This is a genomic window from Pedobacter sp. 05L430, assembly GCF_056397585.1.
In genome coordinates, this window is the sequence record NZ_JBFTNT010000008.1 from 53,119 (window position 1) to 59,214 (window position 6,096).

At 43.5% G+C, this 6,096-nt stretch carries 4 protein-coding genes; 3 read left to right on the forward strand and 1 reads right to left on the reverse strand.

Annotated elements, in window-relative coordinates; all coding sequences use genetic code 11:
* Nucleotides 1-78: 78 nt before the first annotated feature.
* Nucleotides 79-540, reverse strand: coding sequence for a hypothetical protein (locus AC1DG9_RS03995; RefSeq protein WP_477611782.1), 462 nt, complete (start codon nucleotides 538-540; stop codon nucleotides 79-81).
* Nucleotides 541-951: 411 nt separating this feature from the next.
* On the opposite strand from AC1DG9_RS03995, the gene AC1DG9_RS04000 reads away from it, so the two are divergent.
* The 3 genes from AC1DG9_RS04000 to AC1DG9_RS04010 form a co-directional block, all read left to right on the forward strand.
* Nucleotides 952-1,524 (forward strand): RNA polymerase sigma factor, encoded by a 573-nt coding sequence (locus AC1DG9_RS04000; RefSeq protein WP_477611781.1) that lies wholly within the window; start codon nucleotides 952-954, stop codon nucleotides 1,522-1,524.
* An 80-nt stretch (nucleotides 1,525-1,604) separates the two neighbouring features.
* Nucleotides 1,605-2,735 (forward strand): FecR family protein, encoded by a 1,131-nt coding sequence (locus tag AC1DG9_RS04005; RefSeq protein ID WP_477611780.1) that lies wholly within the window; start codon nucleotides 1,605-1,607, stop codon nucleotides 2,733-2,735.
* Nucleotides 2,736-3,034: 299 nt separating this feature from the next.
* Nucleotides 3,035-6,096 (forward strand): SusC/RagA family TonB-linked outer membrane protein (locus AC1DG9_RS04010; RefSeq protein WP_477634326.1); only part of this gene is annotated, 3,062 nt, incomplete at its 3' end.

Genomic DNA, 6,096 nt, shown 5'->3' on the forward strand with positions numbered 1-6,096 from the left:
TGGCAGGGGCGGCGGCCAGACTTTATTCCCCTATGCCCGCCAATGGCCAGAGCGGGCATGGGGAATTCCAGCTCAGCGCTACCATAGCTGCTGGAGTTCGGTTTCATCAGGTGGGGAGATTTCTGCTAACTGGCATTCTCTGATGATCATCTCATTGATGGATGGACGAAATGGCGAATCTTTCAGGTCAGGGTAGTCATGGATCACCTTTCTGAGTTTTTCTGTTAAGCTGGTTTCCATGGTTCCTGGMCCCTTCTGGTGGATCTGTGATTTGAGTCCGGCAATCAGGCTTTCGATCCTGTCAAAAGTTTCCTCGTTGTTTTGAGCTGGGGTGATTGGTTGATCAGGGAGGATTTGATTGGCCGGCAGTTGCTGCTCACCTGTAGCAGGCTCAGATGGTTGGGAAGGAATGTTTTTTTTGCCGCTGAGCAGCGCCCTGAGCGCTTGTGGATAAAACCGGATGGCAATCCAGGTATAGTAAACAAGTGTCAGAATAAGGAGTCCGCTAAGGTACTGTGTCCAGGTAACGAGGTTTAACATGTCTGTAATTTTTAGTTTCTGTTTTTCGTCCCTGCTGCAAGATCATTGGTCTTGCAGCGGGCTGATGAAACAAAGGTGGGCAGGCTGGAGAAGTACCAGGGATACATAAGAAAAGCTGTATCCCTGTATCTGCTGGTATTCAAGTCTATAAATTACACGTCATTTATTGCTTAAGCGTTACAGGGAACTTGGTGCCGCAATCAAGCGATAAAGGGCTGACGCTGTTTTTGAAAGAGAGGACACAGCTAATCTCTCAACAAGTATATGTATATAAATCTTAGGGTTATTTTGTTGGCTTCCGATGGGTAGCTGAAAAAATGAGAGACAAAACCATCTGGTTGTTGATATATTTCATTTAGTTCTATATAATTGCCTGAATATTTCAATAACTTTATAGGCAGGGACCAATTCATGACTGATTATAGCGAATTTAATGATTCTGAGCTAGCTAACCTGCTGAAGGAAGGGAATCAGTATGCATATACCGAAATATTTGAGAGATATAAAGGCTTGCTTTACAAACATGCATTTCGTTTGCTCAATGATCAGGAAGAGGCTAACGACATCATTCAGGATCTTTTTTTGACGCTTTGGCAAAAGAAGGCTGAACTTAATTTCAGAACTTCATTGTCTTCCTACCTCTACAGCGCAGTGCGCAATAGGATATTTGACCTGATCAGCCATCAGAAAGTAGCTTCTAAATATCTGGATTCCATCAAAGTTTTTGTCGAGCAGGGCGATTACATTACCGATGAACAGGTTCGTGGAAATGAACTGTCCAGGATTATCGAAAAGGAAATTGCTTCTCTTCCCCCAAAGATGAGAAAAGTCTTCGAATTGAGCCGCCAGGGGGAACTGTCTTATAAAGAGATTGGCAGACAACTGAATATTTCTGATAAAACAGTAAAGCAGCAAGCTTATAATGCAGTAAAAATTCTCAAGCTAAAGATCAATTCTTACCTCTCACTTTTCCCTTTTTTATAATTTTTTTATTTTTCTTCTAATACCTTTCAGGTGGTTCCCCGTCTTAAGGTTATAAAGGGGTAAACAGCCTCTTGCTGATTATGGAAGAAAAGCAAATTACCGAGCTGTTAGAAAAATATAAGAACGGACTACTGGATGACCGGGAAAAGGCAATACTCGAAAGCTGGTATCTTCAGCAGGCGGACAACAGTCCGCATGAGATCAGCGATGATGACCTGAACCATAACCTGGAGCATATCGCCACCGGCCTTCCTTTAAAATACCAAAAGCCTGAATATCAATTGTGGAAACGCGTGGGTTCCGCCGCTGCAATTCTTCTGGTGGCAGGATTGGGCTATTATTTTTTCCGCCCTGAGCAGTTAACTATAACTACTGCTGTAGCTAAAATGCAGGATGTGTCTCCAGGTGCGAACAAGGCTGTTCTCACACTGGGCAATGGCAAAAAGATCAGCATTACAGATGCCAAGGATGGAGAACTGGCCAATCAAGCTGGTATCAGTATTAAAAAGACAGCAGACGGACAATTGGTTTACAGGGTAGATGACGTGGGTACTGCGGGTAAAAATCCTGTATTTAATACCATTGAAACGCCAAGAGGTGGACAGTACCAGATCGTATTGCCTGATGGCACAAAGGTTTGGCTCAATGCAGCTTCAAGCCTCAAATTTCCGGCGAGCTTTTCAGGTTTGGCCAGCAGAAAGGTGGAGCTGAACGGCGAGGCCTATCTTGAAGTAGCCAAGGATAAAAAGCATCCATTTATTGTAAAAACACCACAGCAAGAGGTTGAAGTATTGGGGACCCATTTCAATGTGAATACATACAGCGATGAAGATGCCATAAAAACGACCTTGCTGGAAGGCGCTGTTCTAGTGCACCTGGAAGGACAAAAAGACATCAGGCTTGCGCCAGGACAACAGTCCGCCATTCGCAAAGCCAGTCCTGCAACGGTAAGCGTGGTGGATGTGAATGAGGCCATTGCCTGGAAGAAAGGCAATTTTGAATTTAATAATGAAAATGTATATCAGATCATGCGGAAGGTTGCCAGATGGTATGATGTACAGGTCATTTATGAAGGAGAGATCCCGCTCAGTACGATGGAAGGTACCATGTCCCGGTTCCAGAATGTCTCAAAAATATTGGATATCATGCAAAGTACCGGCCTGGTCAAGTTTAGAATTGAAGGCCGGAAAATATACGTCAGTAAAATATAGGACTTAGGCCAGGCAAGGCATATTTCCGCAAATAACCTAACCATTAACCAAATAAAACATGAAAAGAAAACTACGACAGCCGCATTAACCAAATGCAGAAGGGCCCCGTAAAAACAAAACGTGAAAGTGTTAGAGCACTTCCACGCCAATTGTCAGGGTCACCCTTATCCGGATTTTCATCCTGGAAAAATTGATTAGAATCTAGTGTTAAACCCAAACAGAACAAAAGTATGAATTTAAATGCTTTTCACAAGATGGCAGGGCCCATGCCTGGCCTGCTGTCGAAAATTTTATTCGTTATGCGAATCACCACGTTTTTATTATTTGTAATGCTCATGCAGGTCAGTGCATCAGGCCGTGCCCAGAGAATTACATTGTCCGAAAAAAATGCTTCTTTGAAAAAGGTGATCGAAAAGATCCGCCAGCAAAGCAATTATGATTTTTTCTATATCAAGGATAATCTGAAGTCGGCAAAACCCGTCGACATTCAATTGAATGGCGTCTCGGTTGAAGAAGCGCTTAAGGCCATATTTGCAAACCAACCCCTGGGATATGAACTGAAAGACCGGGTAGTGGTGATCAAAACAAAACCAAGAGCCCTGATCCCAGCATTGACCCCTGTATTTAAATCCGTGGATGTGGGCGGCAGAATTACCGATCAGGCTGGTGTAGCCATTCCGGGAGTAAGTGTAAAGATCAAGAATACGCAGAGAGGGACGGTTACCGACGCCGATGGTAAGTTTCAGCTGAGTCTGATCAAAGGAGATGTCCTGGTGATGAGCTATGTGGGGTTTCAGACAAAGGAGCTTGTTTACGATGGACAATCAACCATTGAGGTGATCATGGAACAAACCAACAACGCGCTTGGAGAGGTAGTGGTGATTGKTTATGGAGCGGTAAAACAGAAAAACCTGACCGGTGCGGTAGTACAGGTGAAAGGTAAGGATTTGAATTCCAGTGTGGCTTCCAGTTTCCAGCAGACTTTGCAAGGAAAGGCTGCTGGGGTTGAAGTGATACAGCCTACAGGACAACCAGGTGCGGGTGTTACCGTGAAAATCAGGAGTAATCCATCTTTTGCCAATGCTGGTGTTTTATATGTAGTGGATGGTGTTCCTGTTAATGATGCTGCGGGACAACCCCATCTGGGCGGGAGCGTTGGTGGCGCGAGATATGTAGAAGATGGGGTGGATAAATCACCTTTGAACTTCATCAATCCAAATGATATTGAATCGGTCCAGTTTTTGAAAGATGCGAGTGCAGCTTCTATTTATGGCGCCAGAGCTGGTGCCGGAGTGGTTTTAATTACCACCAAAAGAGGTGCAGAAGGTAAGGCGAAAATTGAATACACAGGGTCTTATGGCAGTCAGCAGGCAGATAAAATGTACCCGGTTTTTGGTGAACAGGATTACATGACACAACGCAACCTGCTTAAGCAGGAGATTTGGTACAGAGATAATAAAATTGCCCCTTACTATGGAAATGTACAGACAGGTACAGTAACACCGTATACTCCTGTTTTTACACCGTCGCAGATTGATGGGGCATCCAACAACAATCCATCTGCTATGGATGCAATTGTAAGAACGGGCTATACACAACAGCACAACCTGTCTCTTTCCGGTGGTAATGGTAAAACCTCTTATTTTGCGTCTGGAAATTACTTTGACCAGAAAGGTGTAATCATTGGCACCGATTATAAAAGATACAATGGCCGGTTAAATATAGATCAGATCGTTTCTGATAAAATTAAGATTGGTGCAAACATTATTGCTTCCAATTCAGAGGCTGATAATACCGTAACTGGTGGCCAAAATGAGAATGGGGGAATTGTAACGGCTGCAATTTATTGGGCGCCTTCTGTGCCTTTGAGGGGACCAGATGGTAGCTATCCATTAAGTCCTTACTACCCCAATATTCCCAATCCTTTATCTTATGCAACTGTTACAGACAAAACAAAATCTACGCGCTTATTAACCAGTGCATATGGAGAATGGACGATTGTTGAAGGATTGAAAGCGAAGGGAAGCTTTAGTCTGGATCAGTCTAATGCTAAGCGGTCATCTTACTTTCCGACAACCTTTTTATACGGCGCTCAAGCCAATGGGTCTGCAAGTATCTCTCAATCAGATAGTCAGTCTAAATTGTTTGAATATACTTTGTCTTACAACAAGAATCTTTCCGAAAAACACAACCTGAATGCAGTGGCGGGTTATACCTATCAAAGGACAGATACTGAAGGTTTTAATGCTGGTAACCAGAATTTTCTTTCTGATGTTACGCAATACTATTCGCTTCAATCCGGACAAGCCGATAAGCCTACGGTAGGGTCGAGTAAAGGACAATTAACCTGGGCATCATATTTTGCAAGGGCGATTTATACCTACAACGGCAACATCACCCTCCAGGCATCTATACGAAGAGATGGCGCTTCTCTTTTTGCAGAGAATAAGAAATGGGGCTATTTTCCATCTGTATCTGCTGGATGGGTATTGTCTGATGAAGCGCTTTTAAGTGCTGTTAAGCAAATCTCTTTCCTGAAATTGCGTGCAGGGTACGGGGAGACCGGAAATAGTTCTTTTGAGGGGGCGGCTTTCCCGAAATACGGTCCAGACCGAAGTGCCTATTTTGGTTCCGGTAGCCTGAATACCGGTGTTTCTTTGACCAGAGCTGCTAATCCAAACCTAACCTGGGAAACTGCTGCCGAAATTAATATTGGATTGGATTATGGTTTGTTTAATGACAGAATTACCGGATCATTTGATTATTACAGCAAGACGATCCGAAACCTAATTGCTTATGTAACTTATCCAACAGGGTTTGTGATTAATGGTGTATATACCAATGCCGGTAAAACCAGGTCTAAGGGCTATGATATATCCTTACAAACTAAGAATATTGTCTCTGAATCCGGAGATGGTTTAACCTGGTCTACGAACCTGACTTTTTCTCACTATTTGAACTATTGGGTGCAAAGGTCTCCTCAAGCCCTGTCGGTATTAGAAAAATATGAGGTGCCATCTGGTAGCGGTGCTTTATTTAATCCCTTCTTGGGTTACCAATCTGTCGGGCTGTTTACAGGTCAGTACGGAACTGCACCAAGCCAGATGCCGGGAATGCTTCCAGGAGGCGTGATTCTTAAAGATATTCATGGTTATGATGCTGCAGGTAATCTTACAGGTCCTGACGGAAAGATCACTGCGGCAGACCAAATGTATATCGGTAACGAGGATCCTCAGTTTAATTTTGGAATAGGCAACAAATTTAGCTATAAGAACTTTGACTTGAATATTTTTATGTCGGGACTTAAACAGAAAAAATGGTCACCTTATCTAAACGGCCGGGCAAATGAAAGAACCACTAA

What these genes read in the sequence shown, in the direction of transcription:
- AC1DG9_RS04000 (WP_477611781.1), top strand. Translation starts at nt 952, where the DNA reads ATGACTGATTATAGCGAATTTAATGATTCTGAGCTAGCTAACCTGCTG.
- AC1DG9_RS04005 (WP_477611780.1), top strand. Translation starts at nt 1,605, where the DNA reads ATGGAAGAAAAGCAAATTACCGAGCTGTTAGAAAAATATAAGAACGGA.